General features: G+C 39.3%; 18 protein-coding genes. 3 read left to right on the forward strand and 15 right to left on the reverse strand.

What is annotated here, in order from left to right; translation table 11 throughout:
• Nucleotides 1-13 precede the first annotated feature (13 nt).
• The 3 genes from ubiD to trxA all read right to left on the reverse strand — a co-directional run bounded on the left by ubiD (nt 14) and on the right by trxA (nt 3,442).
• Entirely contained in the window at nt 14-1,507 is a 1,494-nt protein-coding gene (ubiD, locus tag QUE72_RS18575; RefSeq protein ID WP_286270654.1) for a 4-hydroxy-3-polyprenylbenzoate decarboxylase, read from the reverse strand.
• Nucleotides 1,508-1,667: 160 nt separating this feature from the next.
• A complete protein-coding gene (rho, locus tag QUE72_RS18580; RefSeq protein WP_074496772.1) occupies nt 1,668-2,927 on the reverse strand; it encodes a transcription termination factor Rho in 1,260 nt (419 codons plus the stop codon).
• A gap of 188 nt (nt 2,928-3,115) precedes the next feature.
• Nucleotides 3,116-3,442, reverse strand: a complete 327-nt coding sequence (trxA, locus tag QUE72_RS18585) for a thioredoxin TrxA (RefSeq protein ID WP_074496918.1) — start codon at nt 3,440-3,442, stop codon at nt 3,116-3,118.
• Nucleotides 3,443-3,668: 226 nt separating this feature from the next.
• Between trxA and rhlB the strand changes: the two genes are divergently transcribed.
• Nucleotides 3,669-4,922: an ATP-dependent RNA helicase RhlB gene (gene rhlB / locus QUE72_RS18590; protein WP_286270655.1), complete on the forward strand. Its 1,254-nt coding sequence runs from the start codon at nt 3,669-3,671 to the stop codon at nt 4,920-4,922.
• A gap of 22 nt (nt 4,923-4,944) precedes the next feature.
• Complete coding sequence (locus QUE72_RS18595) at nt 4,945-6,453, forward strand: Ppx/GppA phosphatase family protein (RefSeq protein WP_286270657.1); 1,509 nt, start codon at nt 4,945-4,947, stop codon at nt 6,451-6,453.
• On the opposite strand, the gene QUE72_RS18600 is transcribed toward QUE72_RS18595, so the two are convergent.
• Genes QUE72_RS18600 through tatA form a run of 7 tightly spaced genes read right to left on the reverse strand, consistent with a single transcriptional unit; the run spans nt 6,415 to nt 12,357 of the window.
• A complete protein-coding gene (locus QUE72_RS18600) occupies nt 6,415-7,266 on the reverse strand; it encodes a DMT family transporter (protein WP_286270660.1) in 852 nt (283 codons plus the stop codon). The genes QUE72_RS18595 and QUE72_RS18600 overlap by 39 nt on opposite strands.
• 5 nt (nt 7,267-7,271) lie before the next feature.
• Nucleotides 7,272-8,294 carry a porphobilinogen synthase gene (gene hemB / locus QUE72_RS18605; protein WP_286270662.1) on the reverse strand — a complete coding sequence of 341 codons (1,023 nt, stop codon included), beginning with the start codon at nt 8,292-8,294 and terminating at the stop codon, nt 7,272-7,274.
• 13 nt (nt 8,295-8,307) lie between these two features.
• Nucleotides 8,308-10,173: a sensor domain-containing diguanylate cyclase gene (locus QUE72_RS18610; protein ID WP_286270663.1), complete on the reverse strand. Its 1,866-nt coding sequence runs from the start codon at nt 10,171-10,173 to the stop codon at nt 8,308-8,310.
• Nucleotides 10,174-10,959: a TatD family hydrolase gene (locus tag QUE72_RS18615; RefSeq protein ID WP_286270665.1), complete on the reverse strand. Its 786-nt coding sequence runs from the start codon at nt 10,957-10,959 to the stop codon at nt 10,174-10,176. It abuts the gene before it with no gap.
• Between the two features lie 19 nt (nt 10,960-10,978).
• On the reverse strand, nt 10,979-11,746 hold the full coding sequence (gene tatC / locus QUE72_RS18620; RefSeq protein ID WP_074496756.1) for a twin-arginine translocase subunit TatC: 768 nt from the start codon (nt 11,744-11,746) through the stop codon (nt 10,979-10,981).
• A complete protein-coding gene (gene tatB / locus QUE72_RS18625) occupies nt 11,746-12,126 on the reverse strand; it encodes a Sec-independent protein translocase protein TatB (RefSeq protein ID WP_074496754.1) in 381 nt (126 codons plus the stop codon). Before tatB ends, tatC begins: the two co-directional genes overlap by 1 nt.
• 3 nt (nt 12,127-12,129) lie before the next feature.
• Nucleotides 12,130-12,357 (reverse strand): Sec-independent protein translocase subunit TatA, encoded by a 228-nt coding sequence (gene tatA / locus QUE72_RS18630; RefSeq protein ID WP_074496751.1) that lies wholly within the window; start codon nt 12,355-12,357, stop codon nt 12,130-12,132.
• A 143-nt stretch (nt 12,358-12,500) separates the two neighbouring features.
• Here tatA and QUE72_RS18635 point away from each other — a divergent pair, with 143 nt between their 5' ends.
• Nucleotides 12,501-13,472 (forward strand): hypothetical protein, encoded by a 972-nt coding sequence (locus QUE72_RS18635; protein ID WP_286270667.1) that lies wholly within the window; start codon nt 12,501-12,503, stop codon nt 13,470-13,472.
• A 5-nt stretch (nt 13,473-13,477) separates the two neighbouring features.
• Here the strand turns inward: QUE72_RS18635 and QUE72_RS18640 are convergent, their stop codons facing one another.
• From QUE72_RS18640 to ftsY, 5 genes are all read right to left on the reverse strand, one after another.
• Nucleotides 13,478-16,096 (reverse strand): EAL domain-containing protein, encoded by a 2,619-nt coding sequence (locus tag QUE72_RS18640; protein ID WP_286270668.1) that lies wholly within the window; start codon nt 16,094-16,096, stop codon nt 13,478-13,480.
• A gap of 212 nt (nt 16,097-16,308) precedes the next feature.
• Nucleotides 16,309-17,172, reverse strand: a complete 864-nt coding sequence (gene rpoH / locus QUE72_RS18645) for an RNA polymerase sigma factor RpoH (RefSeq protein ID WP_074496744.1) — start codon at nt 17,170-17,172, stop codon at nt 16,309-16,311.
• A 192-nt stretch (nt 17,173-17,364) separates the two neighbouring features.
• Nucleotides 17,365-18,351: a permease-like cell division protein FtsX gene (gene ftsX / locus QUE72_RS18650; RefSeq protein ID WP_286270669.1), complete on the reverse strand. Its 987-nt coding sequence runs from the start codon at nt 18,349-18,351 to the stop codon at nt 17,365-17,367.
• Nucleotides 18,344-19,036, reverse strand: coding sequence for a cell division ATP-binding protein FtsE (gene ftsE, locus QUE72_RS18655; protein WP_074496739.1), 693 nt, complete (start codon nt 19,034-19,036; stop codon nt 18,344-18,346). Before ftsE ends, ftsX begins: the two co-directional genes overlap by 8 nt.
• 12 nt (nt 19,037-19,048) lie before the next feature.
• Entirely contained in the window at nt 19,049-20,278 is a 1,230-nt protein-coding gene (gene ftsY, locus QUE72_RS18660) for a signal recognition particle-docking protein FtsY (protein WP_286270673.1), read from the reverse strand.
• Nucleotides 20,279-20,300 lie beyond the last annotated feature (22 nt).

Below are 20,300 nucleotides of genomic sequence, written 5' to 3' on the forward strand. Positions count from 1 at the left end.
TCGAACGTAACTATTACTGTTCATTACGTTGTTTGTCTATTTCTTCGATGCCTAGTTCACACCAAATTTCATCTACTGCGGTTTTAATCGTTTCATCCATAACGATGGGTACACCCCATTCTCGGTCTGTTTCACCTTGCCATTTGTTCGTTGCATCCATGCCCATCTTAGAGCCTAAGCCTGAAACAGGTGAGGCAAAATCTAAGTAATCGATTGGCGTATTTTCTATCAAGGTTGTATCACGAGCAGGATCCATACGCGTTGTCATCGCCCAGATAACATCCTTCCAATCTCGAGCATTTACATCATCGTCACAGACAATAACAAACTTGGTGTACATAAACTGTCGTAAGAATGACCATACCCCCATCATCACGCGTTTCGCATGACCTGGGTATTGCTTTTTCATCGTAACAACGGCTAATCGATACGAACAACCTTCAGGCGGCAAATAAAAATCAACAATTTCTGGAAATTGTTTTTGTAATATCGGCACAAAAACTTCGTTTAAAGCAACACCTAAAATTGCCGGTTCATCTGGTGGCCTACCTGTATAGGTGCTGTGATAAATGGGTGATTTACGCTGAGTAATATGCGTAACGGTAAATACGGGGAAGTCATCAACTTCATTATAGTAACCAGTATGATCGCCATATGGCCCTTCTGGTGCCATTTCTTCTGGGTCAATGTAGCCTTCAAGGACAATTTCTGCCGAAGCAGGCACTTCTAAATCGTTACTAATACAGCTAACAACTTCAGTTTTACTTCCACGTAATAGCCCGGCAAATGCATACTCAGACAAACTATCTGGAACTGGCGTTACAGCACCTAAAATAGTAGCAGGATCAGCACCTAAAGCCACAGATACTGGAAATTTTTCCCCAGGATTTGTTTGTTTCCACTCTTGGAAATCTAATGCGCCGCCTCTGTGTGATAACCAACGCATGATCACTTTATTTTTACCCAGTAATTGCTGACGATAAATGCCTAAATTCTGTCGTGATTTATGCGGGCCTTTGGTAACGGTTAAACCCCAAGTAATGAGAGGGGCAACATCACCTGGCCAGCATTTTTGAATAGGTAGCTTAGTTAAATCGACATCATCACCCGCTATTACGATTTCTTGACAGGGGGCTTTTTTCACCACCTTAGCCGGCATGTTCAAAACTTGTTTATATACAGGTATTTTTGCTAAAGCATCTTTAAAGCCTTTTGGTGGTTCAGGCTCTTTTAACATCGCAAGTAGTTTACCTACATCACGCAACGCAGCAACATCTTGTTGACCCATTGCTAATGCAACCCGTTCTGGGGTACCAAAAAGATTGGTAAGTACGGGAATTTCATAACCTTCAGGATTTTCAAATAATAATGCAGGGCCGCCTGCTCTTAGCGTGCGGTCACTTATTTCTGTCATCATCAAATCAGTTGAAATCGGCATACTGATCCGTTTTAACTGACCTAATTTTTCAAGCTGGTTAATAAAGTCTCGTAAGTCGCTATATTTCATTGGCTACTTTTTCGTTGCACGTTTAATATTTGAAAGCGCGAATACTACACTATTGTTGGCTATTTGTCGTTTTAAACCACAACAAATTATTCAATAGTAAAACTATTAGGCATAAAAAACGCCAGTAATACTGGCGTTTTTTATATAAACAGGAAATGTTTTATTTACGTTTCATCGAGTCAAAAAACTCGTCATTCGTTTTTGTCATGGCCAGCTTATCTATCATAAACTCCATGGCATCAATCTCACCCATTTCATGCACTATTTTGCGTAATATCCACATTTTTTGCAGTTCATCAGGCTTAGTCAGTAACTCTTCACGACGTGTACCACTACGATTAAAATGAATAGCAGGGAATACACGCTTCTCCGCAATTTTACGAGAAAGGTGTAATTCCATATTACCCGTACCTTTAAACTCCTCGTAAATCACTTCATCCATTTTAGAGCCTGTTTCAATTAACGCTGTAGCGATAATGGTTAAGCTACCACCTTCTTCGATATTTCGTGCTGCACCAAAGAAACGCTTCGGACGGTGTAGGGCATTAGCATCAACACCACCAGTTAAAATTTTACCTGATGAAGGGATAACAGTGTTATAAGCACGCGCTAAACGGGTAATGGAATCAAGCAAAATGACCACGTCTTTTTTGTGTTCAACTAAACGCTTAGCTTTTTCAATCACCATTTCTGCCACTTGTACATGGCGGTTGGCTGGCTCGTCAAAGGTTGATGCAACAACTTCGCCTTTCACAAGGCGTTGCATTTCTGTTACTTCTTCCGGGCGCTCGTCAATCAATAGCACCATAAGCTCAGCTTCTGGGTGATTATAAGCAATACTTTGCGCTATGTTTTGCAGTAATAGCGTTTTACCCGCTTTTGGCGGCGCAACAATCAAACCACGTTGGCCTTTACCAATAGGTGAGGCTAAATCAAGCACTCGCGCCGTAATATCTTCAGTTGAGCCATTACCACGTTCCATGGTGATGCGCTGATTTGGATGAATCGGCGTTAAATTTTCAAATAAGATTTTATTACGTGAATTCTCTGGGCGGTCAAAGTTGACTTCTGTGACCTTTAATAATGCAAAGTAACGTTCACCTTTTTTAGGTGCGCGTATTTTACCTGCAATGGTATCACCGGTACGCATACTAAAGCGTCGAATTTGGCTCGGAGAAACGTAAATATCATCTGGGCCAGCTAAATATGATGAATCAGCTGAACGTAAAAAGCCAAAGCCATCTTGTAGTATTTCTAAAACACCACCACCAAAAATGTCATTGTCATTTTCAGCATGCTTTTTGAGTATTGCAAAAATAATATCTTGTTTACGTGTTCTAGCAAGGTCTTCTAACTGCATTGATTCAGCTAGTTTAACCAATTCATTGACGGATTTTTCTTTAAGTTCGGTAAGATTCATATTGAAGTTCTTAGGCTGTTTAACGGTTTATGTTGGCCTGCTGGCTTGTTGTTTGAATAGAGTTTGATTTGAAGAAATGTTATTTTCTTTCGAGTTATAAAGTTAGCATTAAATATTGAAAGCGTAAAGTTACAAATGATAGAAATTAAAAGGCTCGCAATTGGCGAGCCTAAAATCAACTTAACCTTCTATAGATTTGCGTCAATAAACTCTTTAAGTTGAGTTTTTGATAATGCACCTACTTTCGTGTCTGCTACCGCACCATCTTTAAATAACAATAGTGTTGGAATACCACGAATACCATACTTAGGCGGTGTCGCATCATTTTGATCAATATTTAATTTAGCAACCGTTACTTTGTCTGCATATTCATCTGCAATATCATTAAGTAATGGTGCAATCATTTTACAAGGTCCACACCACTCAGCCCAGAAATCAACTAATACTAGACCTGATGCATTGATGACGTCAGCTTCAAAACTGTCATCTGATAGTTGAACAATTTTATCGCTCATTATTTTCTCCGTTTGTGCTGGCCCTTCGCCAAATTGATCGAGATTATACGCGTATATAGTGTAATTACCATAGCTAAAAATTAATAGCATATATTCATTTTAAACACTCAATCACCGTCATTTTCATAATTTGGATGTAAAATGCTTGAAATAATTAACAGTTTTGTGATGATTTATTACCCTTGGTTGTATTTATTACTACATTTACCTGTTAAGCTTATCGGCTATGAACAAAACACATTTATCAGATAAAAAATTTATCGAATTAGGCCTTGACCCTAAAGTTACCGCAGGTTTATCTGCGATGGGGTTCGAGCAATGCACAAATATTCAGGCAAAATCATTACCCGTATTACTTGAAGGTAAAGATATTGCAGGGCAAGCACAAACAGGTGAAGGTAAAACTATCGCTTTTCTGGCTGCCACTTTCCACCACATACTTTCAAAGGGCAAAACAGAGCATAATCAACCTCGTGCTTTGATTATGGCGCCGACACGTGAATTAGCCATTCAAATTCATCGTGATGCCATTGAAATGGCTAAATCTACAGGGCTACGTTTAGGCGTTGTTTATGGCGGTGAAGGCTATGACAGCCAACGTCAAACCTTAGAACAAGGTGTTGATATTTTAATCGGCACCTGCGGTAGACTTATCGATTACTTTAAACAAGGTACTTATCATTTAAACAACCTTGACGTAATCGTGTTAGATGAAGCTGATCGCATGTTTGATTTAGGCTTTATTAAAGACATTCGCTATATGTTTAGGCGTATGCCACCAGCAACAGAACGATTAAGCATGCTGTTTTCTGCAACCTTGTCTTTCCGCGTTAAAGAACTTGCTTTTGAGCATATGAACGACCCAGTCAGTGTTGAAGTAGCGCCCGAACAAAAAACCAATACGCGTATTTCTGAAGAATTATTTTATCCTTCAAACGAAGACAAGATGCGCTTATTACAAACACTGCTTGAAGAAGAGTGGCCTGATAAAGCCATTGTTTTTGCAAACACTAAACATAGCTGCGAAAACATTTACAATCATTTAATTGCAGATGATATACGTGTTGGCTTACTTACGGGTGATGTTCCACAAAAGAAACGTTTAAAAATTCTTGAGCATTTCACTGAAGGGCACCTAGATATATTAGTTGCAACAGATGTTGCCGCACGAGGGTTACATATTCCGCAGGTAACACACGTGTTCAATTATGATCTCCCAGATGATTGTGAAGATTATGTACACCGTATTGGCCGTACTGGCCGTGCAGGTGCTACAGGTCATGCAATAAGCCTAGCGTGTGAAGAGTACGTATTTAATTTACCCGCCATAGAAACTTACATTGATCATTCATTGCCTGTTAGTAAATACGATCACGAAGCACTTATCACCGATTTCCCGAAACCTAAGCCACGGCAAAGACGTCATAAACCTCATCAAGGTGGTCAAAACCGAGGCAGGGCGGGCAACCACAGAAGATAACTTATTGTAAGTGCATAAAACCATGTCAACAATTCACTCACCGTTATACGCCGTAATTGATTTAGGATCTAACAGTTTCCATATGTTAATTACGCGCCAATTAGCAAACAGTGTGCAAATTGTTGACAAGGTAAAGCGCAAGGTACGCTTAGCTTCTGGCTTAGATAAACATAACCATTTGAGCGATGATGCCATCGCGCGAGGTTTAGAATGCTTACGTTTTTTTGCTGAGCGCTTACAAGATATTCCAATACAAAACGTCAGAATTGTGGCAACCGCTACAGTTCGCATTGCGACAAATCAAGCCGAATTTCTCAAACAAGCAAATAAAGTACTCGGCCAAAATATTCGTGTACTCACTGGGATAGAAGAAGCTAGTTATATTTATCAGGGTGTTGCCTATACTAGCTACGGTGAATCAAACCGCTTAGTGTTCGATATTGGAGGTGCTAGCACCGAAATAATCGTCGGGCAAAATACCAACGCTAATAAAGTCATTAGTCTGAATATTGGTTGTGTAATTTTTAATAAACGCTATTTTTCAGATCAACAACTTAACGATAAAAACTTTCAACAGGCCGTTGATGCTGCTAAGCAACTTATCACACCATTTGTTTCAGAATTTAAGTCAATCGGTTGGCAAAAAGTATTAGGTGGTTCAGGTACTATGCAAGCGCTTTCAGAGGTGCTTATGTTTCAACGTAAGCCTGCATTGATTACTACCAGTTTTTTACACGATATCAAGCAAAAATTAATCACATACCAGCGATTCGATGCTATTGATATTGACGGCCTAACTAGCGAACGTAAACCGGTTTTTGCTAGCGGAGTTGCCATTTTAATTGCCTTATTTGAATGCTTTAATATCACTCAGTTACAACTTTCAAGTGGCGCGTTACGAGAAGGGTTGTTATATGAAATGCTACCCGACAACCAGAAAGTTGATTTACGACAACGAACAATCAATTCTTTGATGGAAAAGTGTCATGTTGATCAACCTCATGCGAATAATATATTGGCACAAGCACAACAGCTTTATGCGAGCTTTTCCTCGTCATGGGCATTAACCGATGACAACGGATTAGCTTTATTAATTGCCGCATGTCAATTACATGAAATCGGGCTTTTGTTAGCGTTTAAACACCATCAACAACACAGCGCCTATATTATCGAACATAGCCAACTTCCCGGATTTGATCAGGCCGATAAACAATTACTGTGCGCGCTTGTAACGATGTACAACGCTGATATTGACCCACAATTATTAAAACTTCAATCAGCCTGCGACTTCCAAACAGCTTGTTATTTATTGGCGATTATCAGAATAGCGGTTATTTTGTGTCGCCGCAGAAAAGATGATGTATTACCGGTTTATCAAAGCAGCGCTACTAATAATGAAATCACCTTATGCTTACCTAAAGCTTGGTTAACTTTACACCCTTTAATTGCTGATGAACTCATTCAGGAAAATGATCATTTAAAAGCTATTGGTTTATCGCTTAAGGTACATAGCCCAAATATTAGCAAATAAAATAAAACCCCCGCCCACCATCATTTGTATACTAACAAGTTCACCTAGTAAGAAATACGCGGCAATAATGCCATATAGCGGCTCTAGACTTACAGCAATACTTGCCGTTTGACCACTTAATCTTTTTAACGAGAAGTTAAATAAGGAATGAGACAACGCCGTAAATACAACACCCAATAACATGAGCAATTGCCACTGAGACAAATTCATAGATACGGTGAAAAGGTCGATAAACGGCAATAACACCAGTGCCGCAAAACCGTTTTGATAAAAAGCTACCTGTTTAGCTTTCACTTCAGCGACAAATTTTCGGTTTAATAGCGTGAGGATCGCAAAAGAAAGTGCCGAAGCTAAGCCCCAATAAATACCTAATAACGCATTCTTAGCATATGCTTCATTTGGCAATAATAAATAAATGCCTATTACCGTGATAACTGCTTGTATTAAGGTATCTAGTTTATACTGTTCAGTGAAAAACCACGGTTCAAACAGCGCCACAAAAACAGGAAACGCGGCGAACGTGAGTAACCCTATCGCTACGCTAGATATCTGAATAGCGCTAAAAAAGCTGACCCAATGGAAAGCGAGTATAGCGCCGGTTATGAAAAGCCCAAAAAGCCGAGATTTTGTGGTGAATAAATCATGTTTTTGGTAGACAACAAGTAAGCAACCCAAAGCAATACAGGCAAAAAAAGCACGTCCAAAAACAATATCAATCGGCGAAATGGTTAACCATTTCGCAAACAATCCCGACAAGGCAAATAACAGCACCGCACCGTGTAGCGCCATAAATGCTTGTCGGTAATGTGCCACTTTTTCTATGCCTGTTCTTTAAGCCAAATAGCAACTTGTTTGGCAAAATAGGTTAAAATGCCGTCTGCTCCTGCACGTTTGAAGGCTAGTAAGCCTTCCATAACACATGGCTTCTCAGCTAACCAACCGTTTTGAATCGCCGCCATATGCATTGCATATTCACCACTCACTTGATAGGCATAAGTAGGCACTTTAAATTCATCTTTCACCCGACGAACTATATCAAGATAGGGCATACCCGGCTTAACCATCACCATATCAGCTCCTTCTTCAAGGTCTTGAGCAATTTCATGCATTGCTTCATCGCTATTGGCAGGGTCCATTTGATAAGAGTGCTTATTACCTCCTTTAATATTAGCTGCTGAGCCGACAGCATCTCTAAAGGGACCATAATAATTCGAGGCATATTTTGCGGAATAAGCGAGAATACGAGTATTTACATGACCTTCAGATTCTAATGCCTCACGAATTGCGCCAACTCTTCCATCCATCATATCTGATGGAGCAACCACGTCGGCACCTGCCACTGCGTGCGATAATGCCTGCTTAACTAGAATATCTGTTGTAACATCATTTAATACATAACCTTCGTCAAGGCCAGATTCACCTAAAATGCCATCTTGACCATGCACAGTGAATGGATCAAGCGCCACATCGGTGATAACACCAAGTGAAGGAAATTTCGCTTTCAGTGCACGTACTGCTCGTTGAGCCAAGCCGTCTGGATTATAAGCTTCTTCGGCCATTAATGATTTTTTATCTTCCGGTGTTACCGGAAACAAGGCAATTGCAGGAACTCCTAATTCAACTAACTCAGCCGCTTCTTCTAGCAATAAATCAATGCTTTTACGTTCTACGCCAGGCATCGAAGCGACCGCTTCACGCTGCTGTTCACCCTCAAGTACGAACACCGGATAAATAAGATCATTCACCGTTAATTGATGCTCTGCCATCAATTGTCGAGAAAACGAATTTCTACGCATTCTTCGCATGCGACGGGCTGGAAATTTGCCAAATTGGCCATTCATATCATATTCCTCTCTACGTATTGTTCGTATCAGATTCTATTGTTTTTGCAATGACTCGGTTACGACCTTGTGTTTTAGCGAGATAAAGCGCTTGGTCTGCAATGTTAAAGATCTCAACAGGTGTAACATCTGCTTGTTGTTGATAAGTGGCTACGCCACAAGAAATCGTTAAAGATAATTGCTCACTTTCAATTGAAAAAGCCGTTTCTAATACTTTACTTCTTAACGCTTCTGCTAAAGCAATAGCCCCATCAGAGTCTGTTTCAGGTAAGATCAAACAAAACTCTTCACCACCATAACGAAAGCCAAGGTCACTACTACGACGTAATATGTTTTTCATTAACTGTGCAAGCTTAACTAAACAAACATCACCTGCGGTATGTCCATATTTGTCATTGATTGCTTTAAAGTGATCGATGTCAATAACAACAAGACTCAATGGCGTTAAATTTCGACGACTACGACGAAATTCTGCCAATAACTTTTGATCGTAATGTCGACGATTAAATAGACCCGTAAGCTCATCTTGGGTATTTTTTTGTTCTAACTCTCTGTTGGCATCTTCCAACTCTTGCAACGCAATGTTTAATTCTAATGTTCGTTCTTGCACAGCTAATTCTAATTGTTCTTGATTTTCATTTTGCAGTACCAACAATTCTTCTTGGGCTTTTTTTGATTCTACAGCACTGGCTAATGCTTGTTGTCGTGCGGCATATTTTTCGTATTTTTCATGGTGAGATTGACGTCCTAAAATAAAGACGATAAGCAAGCCAGTTATCCAGTAACCAACGGTATATAACTCGGTATTTAAATGGTACCAATCATATAAGCCAACATTCGTGAAAACGATAAAGCCTTGCACAATGACAAAGGCACTAAAAAGTGCTGCCAACTGGTGTTTTCGTTGAGCTAAGTGAAGTGCTAAAGCCGCTAAAAATAGCGTAGATACAATTTTTATCACATTACTGATCAAAATATTATCATTAAAGCTCAAAAAGAAACTAACACCAATGAAAACCAACAAACTCCACCCGATAAGATGATAGGCCCAATATAAATATCGGCGATTATCTGCCAGTTTAAATAATTCACTGCAAAACCATAGAATCAAAATGGCACTTAGTGCAGTAAAAAGAGGAAATTCTTGGCCATGAATACTGGTATATTGTGGTAGCAAAATAGAAAAATTTACCCCGTACATTGCGGCTAAACTCCCTGTTAATGCCGCTAAATAACTCGCCAATAATAAAATTTCATAATTTATTGTTGATAAGAAAATAAATAACAATATGAAGACCATTGCAATTAAGCCCCCAATTGCCAAACCAGAAATAAAACTATCTTGACCAATGTAGTGGGTAAATCGATATTGATTGAATGTTCTGATTTGCACGACACGATTTGCATGGGATGAAAGCTTTACCAGTAAAGTAACGGTTTCATTGGCTGATAAGGTTATTTGGCTGGTCACCACATTATTGATTTGTTTTGTACTCGATATTAATCGGTTTTTATCCGTTAACTGCTGACTTTCTTCATCTTGATAAATAATATGTTGATACAAAAATTGACGTCCATCAATCACCAAGTGATTATCAACGGTTTGATCTAATGCATTATATAATTCGACTTTAAGCCAATTGTTACCAGCATTAATCGCTATATCTTGGCTCGAAACTTTTTGCCATTGATCAGGCGCTAAATTTTTAACTTGTTTAATAGATAAGCCTTTGTTGGCTTCCTGCGGTAGATAGAGTGTTAGCTTTGTCGCACTATCATTAACGGGCATCGAAGAAAACGATGACATAGTAACCGCATTACTAGCATTACTGACGAGTAATAGACTGCACAAAATCAATAAGATAATGTGTAATCTCATTTAGAGCTCCAAGTTAAATACATAACGACTATTTTCAACACTGTATTCGATGATAGTCTGCTCAGAGTAACCCGTTATCTCTGCTAATGCTTTCACTACATATGGCAAATATGACGGTTCATTTCGGCTACTTTTAGGCTTTGGCCGAATCGTACGAGGTGTTAAATAAGGAGCGTCTGTTTCAATCATTAGCCGCTCTAATGGAATATGCTTAACAGCTGTTCTTAACTCACTGCCCCTTCGCTCATCACATAGCCAGCCAGTGATCCCTATATACATATCATGTGCTAAACACTGTTTCACTTCCGTTTCACTACCAGTAAAACAATGCGTAACGAATGCTGGAATTTTATTGATAAATGGCTTAATAATCGCCAGCCAACTGTCAAAAGCATCTCGCTGATGTAAAAATACCGGTAATTGCACATCAGCGGCTAGGGCTAACTGTTGACTAAACACTCTTTGTTGGTTTTCAGGTGTAGAGAAATTACGGTTAAAATCTAATCCACATTCTCCTATCGCTTTAACTGATTCATGCGTAGATAGTTCACGTAGTTGTTCTAAATAATTGTCTGTCACGTGATCCGCATCATGTGGATGAACGCCCGCGGTACAAGATAAATACTCAGGATATTGCTGACACAAGGTTAACGCTTGTTGACTTTCAGCCACATTCGTACCGGTCACCAACATTGCACTAACATTGTTAGCCTTGGCCCGTAAAATAATGTCAGCTCGATCTTTATCAAACCGAGCGTTTGTTAAGTTAACACCAATATCGATCAATATATTCGCCGCTTATTTATTATGTGTTATCACTATTTACATCAGCTTGCTGTTGCTCATCTTCATCATCATTTGCATGGTAAAAACCAGCAATAAAAACCCCCGCTTCAAATAACAATAGCATAGGTATCGCTAGAAGTGTTTGCGATATAACGTCAGGAGGCGTTAACAACATACCAAGCACAAAAGCACCCACGACGATATAAGGGCGCTTCGTTTTCAACTTTTCTGGTGTAGTAAATCCAGTCCAACATAACAACAAAATCACCACAGGTATTTCAAAGGTTAGACCAAAAGCAAAGAACAGTTTTAATACAAAGTCTAAATAGCTGCTGATGTCAGTGGCAATATTGACACCTTCTGGCGCTACTGAGGTAAAAAAGGCAAAGACAATTGGAAAAACGACGAAATAGACAAAAACAATGCCTGCATAAAATAAAAAGCTGCTACCAAACAGTAACGGCGCAACTAATCGCTTTTCTTTACGGTACAATCCCGGTGCGATAAACGCCCATACTTGATACAAAATGTAAGGCATTGCAATGAATATCGCGAGTACAATAGTCAATTTAAACGGAGCAAAGAAGGATGATGCCACATCTGTTGCTATCATTTGACCGCCTTCAGGCATTACAGCAAGTAAAGGCTTAGAAACATACTCATAAATATCATTTGCAAAGTACACCATTGAACAGAAAACAATGAGAACAGCCAATACCATACGTAGCAGTCGATCACGTAGCTCAAGCAAATGATCAAATAAGGTATATTGCGGTGTATTATCCATTAACGATCAACTTCTTTTTTATCCGTAGTTTTATCTGATGTATTTTCACCTGAGGTGGTATCAGTTACTCGGGCATTATCACTCTGGCTTGGGTACGGGTGCTGCACAGACTCAGCAGCTTCTTTTAGCGACTTAAGTGATTTTGCGACTTCAGGCGATATATCTTCAAATTTACTTTGCTCAGCTTTTTTTAAATCCGCATGTAATTCTTGTATACGTAATTCCTGAGAAATTTCATTTTGTACATTTCGACTAAAGCTCTTTACGCCTTTAATCCAGTCACTTACCGTTCTAATAGCTACAGGTAGCCGCTCTGGCCCCAATACGACAAGCCCGATTACCGAGATAACTAATAGCTCCCAAAAACCGATATCAAACATGTGCTACGCTTTATCTTTTTCTTTATTAGCTTCAGTGTTTTCTTCCGTCGCCTTTTTATTTGCAAGTGCTTCCGCAGACTGCTCTTCTTTCTCTTCATCAGTCACGGCTTTTTTAAAACCTTTAACCGCAGAGCCTAGATCTGAGCCTAAATTACGTAACTTTTTGGTGCCAAACAATAAAATAACAATGGCGGCAATTATCAATAATTGCCAAATACTTATTCCACCCATTAAAAAAACTCCTATAATTCAGTTACAGCCATTATAAAGTTATATTTCAAAAAAGCATCTGTTCACTGTTTTAAATTTAAGGAGAAAATAAAACGTTGTCTAAATTGCAGCTATTCATCCTCACTAAAGTCACAGTTTTATTCATGCTTACCAGTCCTGTAAGGGCAAATGTTGTTCAAGAAAAATGCACTCAAGAAGAGCAAAGCAAACAACATATAACCCAAAAAGACTGCAAAAAGCTATCGTATTCGGATAAAAAGCAACAACATTGGATGGAAAGCTTACATCAAGCGGTTTCAGATAGCGTCTATCATTCAGCGCTTTGGTTTGATGATTTTTTTCTCGAAGAAGGAATGGAGCAAGAGTCTCCTAAAACGACAGCCCGTATTCGTTTAGGATGGGAACCAGAGGCAAGAGATTGGGCTAAATTTGATACACGATTTCGTGTTAAAGTGAAACTGCCTCATTTTAAAAATAAAGCTGATTTAATTTTTTCAGATGATGATGATAATGATCAAAGCCACTTACCGTTAGAATCGATCAACACTAAACCGCATACTGATGAAGAAAGCTTCTCAGCTGCTTTACGATATACCCATCGAAAATCTAAAAGTCGTATTTTTGAATCACGCATTGGTATTTCGGGCGGGGATATTTTTTTTCGCATCAAGCATGACCGCAGAATTACATGGAATGAGCGTAATAGTATAAAAATAGATCCTTCTGTGTATTACTTTCTTGGTGACGGTTTAGGTGCAAAGTTATTGCTTGAATATGATTATCAAGTTAATGCGAAAACACAACTTCGAATCAATTATAGCGTACGTGGTTCGGCTGCCTTTAGCGGTTTACGTTGGAAACACGGAGCCTACTACTTGCGACAAATTGATCATAGATCAGCCTCTATCACTGCATTACAAGTTGAAGGAGAGCGCAATGGCGAGAATGGCTTTATGATTGATAACTACCGACTAAGTCACCGCTATCGCTTTAACGCATTACGAAGCTGGTTGTTTTTTGAAATTGAGCCTTTTTTAGAATGGCCTGAGGAACAGCATTACACAACAACGCCTGGTATTGCCTTGAGAGTAGAAGGATATTTTTCTAGAGATTAATATTACTATGCACTCGCTTTGGAGGTACTTTCCTCGATCTCACAGTTATCAGCAAACCTTTTTGGTTTAGCAATATGGTAACCTTGGCCAAAATCACAACCAGCATTGTTAAGCTTGTCGAGCATATCTTGCGACTCAATGCCTTCTGCCACCAATCTGTAGCCAAACTTACTTCCTAAGTCACGCAATGCTTTAACAAGCGAAATATTTTCTTCATTACAACTAATAGAGCGAATTAAACTACGATCTAGTTTAATAAATTCAAAAGGGTAGCTATGTAAGAAATTAAACGACGATAAGCCTGCCCCGTAATCATCCAGCGCCAACTTAACGCCAAAGTCTTTTAATTTACGCAACCCTTTCAATGCTAGCTCTGTATGTTGAGTAAATGCAGACTCATTAAATTCTAAAATTAAACGCTCCGGCTGAACGGTATTTTGTTTAATTAATTCTATGAGTAAATTTAACTGATTTGCTTGTGTTAAGTGACGCCCTGAAAGGTTCACGCCAATAAACGCATTGGCATATTCTTCATGAGATTCCCATTGACGCAAGCGTAAAGAAACTTGTTCAATTACCCAGGTTTCAATTTCTAGGATCATGCCGGTTTCTTCCGCCATAAATAAAAACTCGCTTGGTGTTAATAAACCTTTGCTTGGATGCTTCCAGCGAAGTAACACTTCAAACCCAAGGGTATCAGTACTTTGTAGCTCACTAATTTGTTGGTAATGTAATTCAAACTGCTGTTGCTTTATGGCAATACGTAGTTCTTGTTCTAGCGTTAGACTGGCAATTAATTGCTCACGCATGCTGTCATCAAAGAATACGTACCGGCCACGTCCCATACTTTTTGCTTGATACATTGCAGCATCTGCATCGCGCAATATTTCATTAGCATCGTTATAGTGGTGGTTGCATAAAGCAATACCAATACTCGCATTCGAATATAAAGTATGACCATTGATATCAAACGGTTTCTCAATCGCTGAAATAATACGAGTAGCGACTTCTTCAACATCGTCTTGTGATTGCAATGAATCAAGTAAAATAACAAATTCATCGCCGCCTAAACGCGCTAAAATATCATTATCGCGAACACAAATGGTTAAACGTTTTGCGATTTCTTTTAAAAACTCATCGCCTGCATGATGGCCTAAGGTATCGTTAATTAATTTAAAACGATCTAAATCGATAAATAATACCGCGAACCTATGTTTTGGATGACGTTTAACATGACTTAACGCGTAGTTTAATCGATCAGAAAACATTGCCCGATTAGGTAATTTAGTTAACGCGTCATGATGTGCTTCAAAATAAAGCTGCTGCTCTGCTTTGCGACGTTCTTCTATTTGCATCCGCAAATTTAAATTAGTTGCTTGTAACTCTTGTGTGCGTTGATTCACCATTCGTTCAAGTTCGTCACGGCTTCGTTGTGCCGCCTCTTGCGATTCTTTACGCATAATTGCAGAGGCAACATGTTGACTGACAAAGCGAATAAGTTCCAAGTCTTGATGACCATAGGCATGATGATGGTGATAATGCTGAATCGCCAACACACCGATAATATTGCCTTGATCGATTAACGGAGCACCTAACCAAGCCTTTGGCAATTTTTCAACCGGGTATTGCAAGGTAAAGGCTTTCTGTTCTATATCACCCTGTTCAGTTAACGCGTAAACACTACCATTTGTGATAAGCAACGGTAAACGTCTTGTAATTGCTAATTCCGTTAAGCCACTGCCCATTTTTCTTGGTTGGGGTTGTGCAATTTTTTCATCAATGTAATAAGGAAAGCTTAGCTTCTTGTCTTCACCATTAACTAAAGCAATATAAAAGTTTTCCGCAGGTAAAAGTGCATTAATCTCTTGGTGTAACGATTGATAAAATACTTGAATATCTTGATTAGCAGCCGTGAGCTCTGATATGGACAGCATCGCTTTATAAAGCTTTACTGCTTTTTGCCGTTCGCCTATTTCTTGCTGTAGTTTTCTATTGGTATCTGTTAGTTTCTGCGTACGCTGACGAATATTTTGCTCAAGCAACTCCCTGCTTTTTACACGATCAATTGCGGTAACAAGATGCTCAGCGATAAATTCTAATAGTTGACAATCCCGGTCATCAAAATAAAGCTTATTGTCGTAGCTTTGTAACGCAATAACACCAATAATTTGATGACCACGTTTAAGAGGAACGCCTAACCAGTCTACGCAGGAAGAACCGTATAATGAAATTTTCTCAGCTTTTGCTAACGCCATACGCTCTGCCGAACTACAATGAATAGCCTCACAATCATCAAAAACTAAACTGCTTAAACTTTGTTGCCAATGATTTTTTTCTAAGTATTCAAGTAGACGCTTTTCTTTGGCATTATGCGCATGTGCGAGGGATAAACGACGAGATTTGTTAACAAGAAGTATATGGAAACTATCAGCAATTAATAATGATTTAATCACTGACTCAAGCGCACTATAAAACGACGACATATCGTTTACCGTACTTGCCAATTCAGACAAACGCAGTAATCCTGATTGCATCGTTTTTACTTGTCGATATTTCTTTAACAGCGACTTAAGTTTAGGCAATTGGCGCGCTGCTTGAATATCTGTACTTGCCTTTACTTCCATCTAAGGCTAACCCATCTTTTTATTAGTATTATTATTTTGCGACCTAGTCTACCAAAATTTATCCTTTTGACTAGTACAAAAGCACAAAAAATGAGCATTATTTTCACATGACGTAAACGAAAACCATTATCTTAACCAACTTTCGAACTATAATTATGTTTTTAAGCACAAAAAAACCGGCAAATGCCGGTTTTTATCGCGATGGCTAATGACTATGCAGCCATGCCATTTTTCAGTTTATTTAACGCGTTTTTCTCTAATTGACGTACACGTTCTGCTGAGATCTCGTACTTGTCAGCTAACTCTTGCAAGGTAGATTTATCTTCATCTAACCAACGAGTTTTGATGATATCTTGACTACGATCATCAAGTGCAACTAACGCATTTGCTAAACGCTTATTCGCATGTTGCTCCCAGTTATTTTCTTCAACTTGCTGTGCAATATCTGAAGCAGCGTCTTCTAAATATTGAGCAGGTGAAAAATTACTTCCGGCAGCATTGTCATCGTCGTCATTCGACATTTCAAAGGTTTGATCTTGGCTTGTCATACGTGATTCCATTTCTAACACGTCTTTTTTAGTCACACCAAGTGATTCTGCCACATGACTTACTTCGTCATTGCTAAACCAACCCAAACGCTTTTTATTTTTACGTAAATTAAAAAATAATTTACGTTGTGCTTTTGTTGTTGCCACTTTCACGATACGCCAGTTGCGTAATACAAATTCGTGAATTTCAGCTTTAATCCAATGAACAGCAAATGATACTAAGCGTACACCTACTTCTGGGTTAAAACGCTTAACAGCTTTCATTAAGCCCACATTACCTTCTTGGATCAAATCAGCCTGTGGTAAACCGTATCCTGCATATCCCTTCGCAACATGAATAACGAAACGTAAGTGCGACATAATTAATTCTTGTGCCGACTGTAAATCGTTGTCATTGTGTAAACGAGTCGCTAGCTCATGCTCCCGCTCAGCGGTAAGCATAGGGATGCTATAGGCCGATTGCACATAGGCTTCAATGCTGCCGCTTTGTGGCACAGTTAGCGCCATCGATTGCATTGTATCACTCATTTAAAGTCACCTTTTTTAAAACCTTGCTCGCGATGTTAACACGAAGCATCTAATAGATCGATAGCTAAAACAAATCGTCATTTATATTAATAAGACCGAAGATAAGACTAGCATCTTTCAAACAATATGCGATGAATTTTTTATGACGTAAAACATACACGCTTTAAGCTATCTGCGATAACTTACGACAACTTATTCTGCTGTTGGTTCAATTGCGCGAATATGTTTTCTTACTGAGATATAACTGCCAGACAACCCTAACACGATCGCAAAGAGTAATAGCCATAGCATTTCTCCACCGCTTAGCCCTGTTAAGCTAAAGTTGCTTTGGTAAAGATCAGTTAACGCCACCAATGAATAAGAAAAATAATGCACTAGAGCAGCGACACAAAGTATCGCTACCATACCACCTAAAACACCATACCATGCACCGGCATATAAAAATGGCCGTTGAATAAAACTATCTGTTGCGCCAACGAGTTTCATTACAGCAATAGCGTCTCGTTGATTTAAAATCGCTAAACGTATGGTATTACCAATAATAAGTACTACTGAGGCACATAATAATATTGCAATACCAACAACAATATCTTCAATTAAAGTAGTGATCGCAGCTAATCGCGTTAACCATTCTAAATCAAGTTTACCTTGTTCAACTTCTCGTTCATTGGTTAATTTTTGCAGTAATTCTTCAGCCGCTTGAGGCTGGCTTGAATGCTTTGTTGGGATCACAAGTACCGTTGCCGGTAATGGATTTGTTGATAAGTAATCTAGTGCCTGTCCAAAACCAGATGTCGATTTAAATTCTTCCATCGCAGTTTTTGCAGAAATATAGTTAACGCTAGCCACTTCAGGGTAAAGCGACAATCGCTTCACTAAGTTTTCTGCTGCTTTTTCGCTGGTAGAGAGTTTCAAAAATAAGCTTATTTCTGATGCTGATTCCCATTGCTGTGAAATCGATTGTGCGTTTTTAACAAAAACATGTAACGTTGCAGGTAAAGTTAAGCTAATGCCAAGTACAAGAATTGTCATTACTGAGGTAAAAGGCGTGCGCCATAAATCGCCTAAACTACCAATACCTTGCTGTAAATGACGGATAAAATATGCCAACAGTTTGGCAGCAACATTTGTATGTGGCTGACTAGAATGGTTCTTTGCTGTATCGCGTTGTTTATTCATCACTTCCACCTTGCAACCCTTCAACAAGGCCATCGTTAATCATTGCACCTTGTTTTAACGTTAACGTGCGATATTTTAATCGTGCAATAAGGCCAAGATCATGAGTGGCAATTAGCACAGCAACGCCTAAATCATTAAACTCTTCAAATAATTTAATGATTTCTAATGAGAGTTTGGGGTCTAAATTTCCGGTGGGTTCATCCGCTAATAAAATTGGCGGCTTATTCACAATAGCCCGAGCAATGCCGACACGCTGTTGCTCCCCTCCCGACAACATATGAGGATAACAACGTATTTTACTGGTTAATTGAACTTTCTCTAGCGCAGCTTCAACACGTTTTTTTGTTTCTTTATGACCAAAACCTTCAATAACTAAAGGTAAAGCGACATTATCAAAGACAGTGCGATCCATCAGTAAATTGTGATTTTGAAAAATCATGCCTATACCACGGCGCACAAAGGGTACTTGTGAATACGATACAGAGGAAAGATTAACCCCATTGATATGAACACTGCCGCTTGTAGGTGTTTCCATTAACGACATCAGCTTTAACAAAGTACTTTTTCCGGCACCTGAATGGCCAGTTAGAAATGCCATTTCTCCAGCGGCTAAGCTAAAATTAACATTATTAAGTGCGACAAAACCGCCTGGGTAAGTTTTGTTAACCTGATTAAAGCGAATCATAGTGGCTCTTATTTATTCTGGTTCTTGGCTAAATAAAGCATTAATAAAATCTTCACCATCAAATGGCCGTAAATCATCAATACCTTCACCTACTCCTAAGTAACGAATTGGAATATCAAATTTATCGGCAACGGCAAAGACAACACCACCTTTAGCCGTACCGTCTAATTTAGTCAACGTCAGGCCTGTTAAACCTACCGCTTCATCAAACAACTGTGTTTGACTCAGTGCATTTTGCCCTGTACCTGCATCAATCGTTAACATCACTTCATGGGGAGCATTTTCATCAAGCTTTTTCATTACACGAACAACTTTTTTAAGTTCTTCCATTAAATGTGCTTTATTTTGTAATCGACCTGCCGTATCAGCAATTAATATATCAGCACCACGTGATTTCGCTGCGCTAATCGCATCAAAAATTACGGATGCACTATCAGCTCCTGTGTGTTGTGCAATTACGGGTATATCGTTGCGTTCACCCCACACTTGTAACTGTTCTACCGCAGCAGCACGGAAAGTATCACCTGCTGCTAACATAACTGACTTGCCTTGTGCTTGAAATTGTTTTGCCAGTTTGCCGATGGTTGTCGTTTTACCTACACCGTTCACCCCCACCATCAAAATAACATAGGGTGTATCACTCTTCTCAATCTCTAACGGTTTATTCACCGGTTCAATCACTTTATTTAATTCAACTTTAAGTAAATCATACAGGGCTTCTGCATCTTTTAACTGACGTCTTGACGCTGATTCAGTGAGTGATTGAATTATCTTCATGGTGGTTTCAACACCAACATCTGCCATTAACAAATGTGTTTCGAGTTCTTCAAATAATTCATCGTCAATTTTTTTGCCGCGGAAAAGGTCAAACAAACCGCCGCCGATGTTTTGTCGTGTTTTACTTAGCCCTTGTTTTAATCGAGCAAAAAATCCAACTTTCTTTGCTGGCTCTGGCTCTGGCTCTGGCTCTGGCTCTGGCTCTGGCTCTGGCTCTGGCTCTGGCTCTGGCTCTGGCTCTGGCTCTGGCTCTGGCTCTGGCTCTGGCTCTGGCTCTGGCTCTGGCTCTGGCTCTGCAAGGTTTTGTTCGTTTGGTGCTGTTGGCAAGTCTTTTTCTTGAGTTTCTGCCACATTTTCAACTTCAGAGCTTTGCTGTTCTTCGTTTACTTGCTCTTCTTCCGACGTTGGTTTTTCCGCTTTACTGCCGAAACCTAACCAAGAAAACATACCTTTTTTTTCTGACATTTCGTAACTTCTTTCTATTAAA

Origin of the sequence: Thalassotalea hakodatensis (assembly GCF_030295995.1) — a bacterium.
In the GTDB taxonomy this organism is placed as follows: Bacteria; Pseudomonadota; Gammaproteobacteria; order Enterobacterales; family Alteromonadaceae; genus Thalassotalea_C; species Thalassotalea_C hakodatensis.

What these genes read in the sequence shown, in the direction of transcription:
- ftsX (WP_286270669.1), bottom strand. Translation starts at nt 18,351, where the DNA reads ATGAATAAACAACGCGATACAGCAAAGAACCATTCTAGTCAGCCACAT.
- rpoH (WP_074496744.1), bottom strand. Translation starts at nt 17,172, where the DNA reads ATGAGTGATACAATGCAATCGATGGCGCTAACTGTGCCACAAAGCGGC.
- QUE72_RS18640 (WP_286270668.1), bottom strand. Translation starts at nt 16,096, where the DNA reads ATGGAAGTAAAGGCAAGTACAGATATTCAAGCAGCGCGCCAATTGCCT.
- QUE72_RS18610 (WP_286270663.1), bottom strand. Translation starts at nt 10,173, where the DNA reads ATGAGATTACACATTATCTTATTGATTTTGTGCAGTCTATTACTCGTC.
- hemB (WP_286270662.1), bottom strand. Translation starts at nt 8,294, where the DNA reads ATGAATGGCCAATTTGGCAAATTTCCAGCCCGTCGCATGCGAAGAATG.
- ubiD (WP_286270654.1), bottom strand. Translation starts at nt 1,507, where the DNA reads ATGAAATATAGCGACTTACGAGACTTTATTAACCAGCTTGAAAAATTA.
- rho (WP_074496772.1), bottom strand. Translation starts at nt 2,927, where the DNA reads ATGAATCTTACCGAACTTAAAGAAAAATCCGTCAATGAATTGGTTAAA.
- trxA (WP_074496918.1), bottom strand. Translation starts at nt 3,442, where the DNA reads ATGAGCGATAAAATTGTTCAACTATCAGATGACAGTTTTGAAGCTGAC.
- QUE72_RS18595 (WP_286270657.1), top strand. Translation starts at nt 4,945, where the DNA reads ATGTCAACAATTCACTCACCGTTATACGCCGTAATTGATTTAGGATCT.
- tatB (WP_074496754.1), bottom strand. Translation starts at nt 12,126, where the DNA reads ATGTTTGATATCGGTTTTTGGGAGCTATTAGTTATCTCGGTAATCGGG.
- ftsY (WP_286270673.1), bottom strand. Translation starts at nt 20,278, where the DNA reads ATGTCAGAAAAAAAAGGTATGTTTTCTTGGTTAGGTTTCGGCAGTAAA.
- tatA (WP_074496751.1), bottom strand. Translation starts at nt 12,357, where the DNA reads ATGGGTGGAATAAGTATTTGGCAATTATTGATAATTGCCGCCATTGTT.
- tatC (WP_074496756.1), bottom strand. Translation starts at nt 11,746, where the DNA reads ATGGATAATACACCGCAATATACCTTATTTGATCATTTGCTTGAGCTA.
- ftsE (WP_074496739.1), bottom strand. Translation starts at nt 19,036, where the DNA reads ATGATTCGCTTTAATCAGGTTAACAAAACTTACCCAGGCGGTTTTGTC.
- QUE72_RS18635 (WP_286270667.1), top strand. Translation starts at nt 12,501, where the DNA reads ATGCTTACCAGTCCTGTAAGGGCAAATGTTGTTCAAGAAAAATGCACT.
- rhlB (WP_286270655.1), top strand. Translation starts at nt 3,669, where the DNA reads ATGAACAAAACACATTTATCAGATAAAAAATTTATCGAATTAGGCCTT.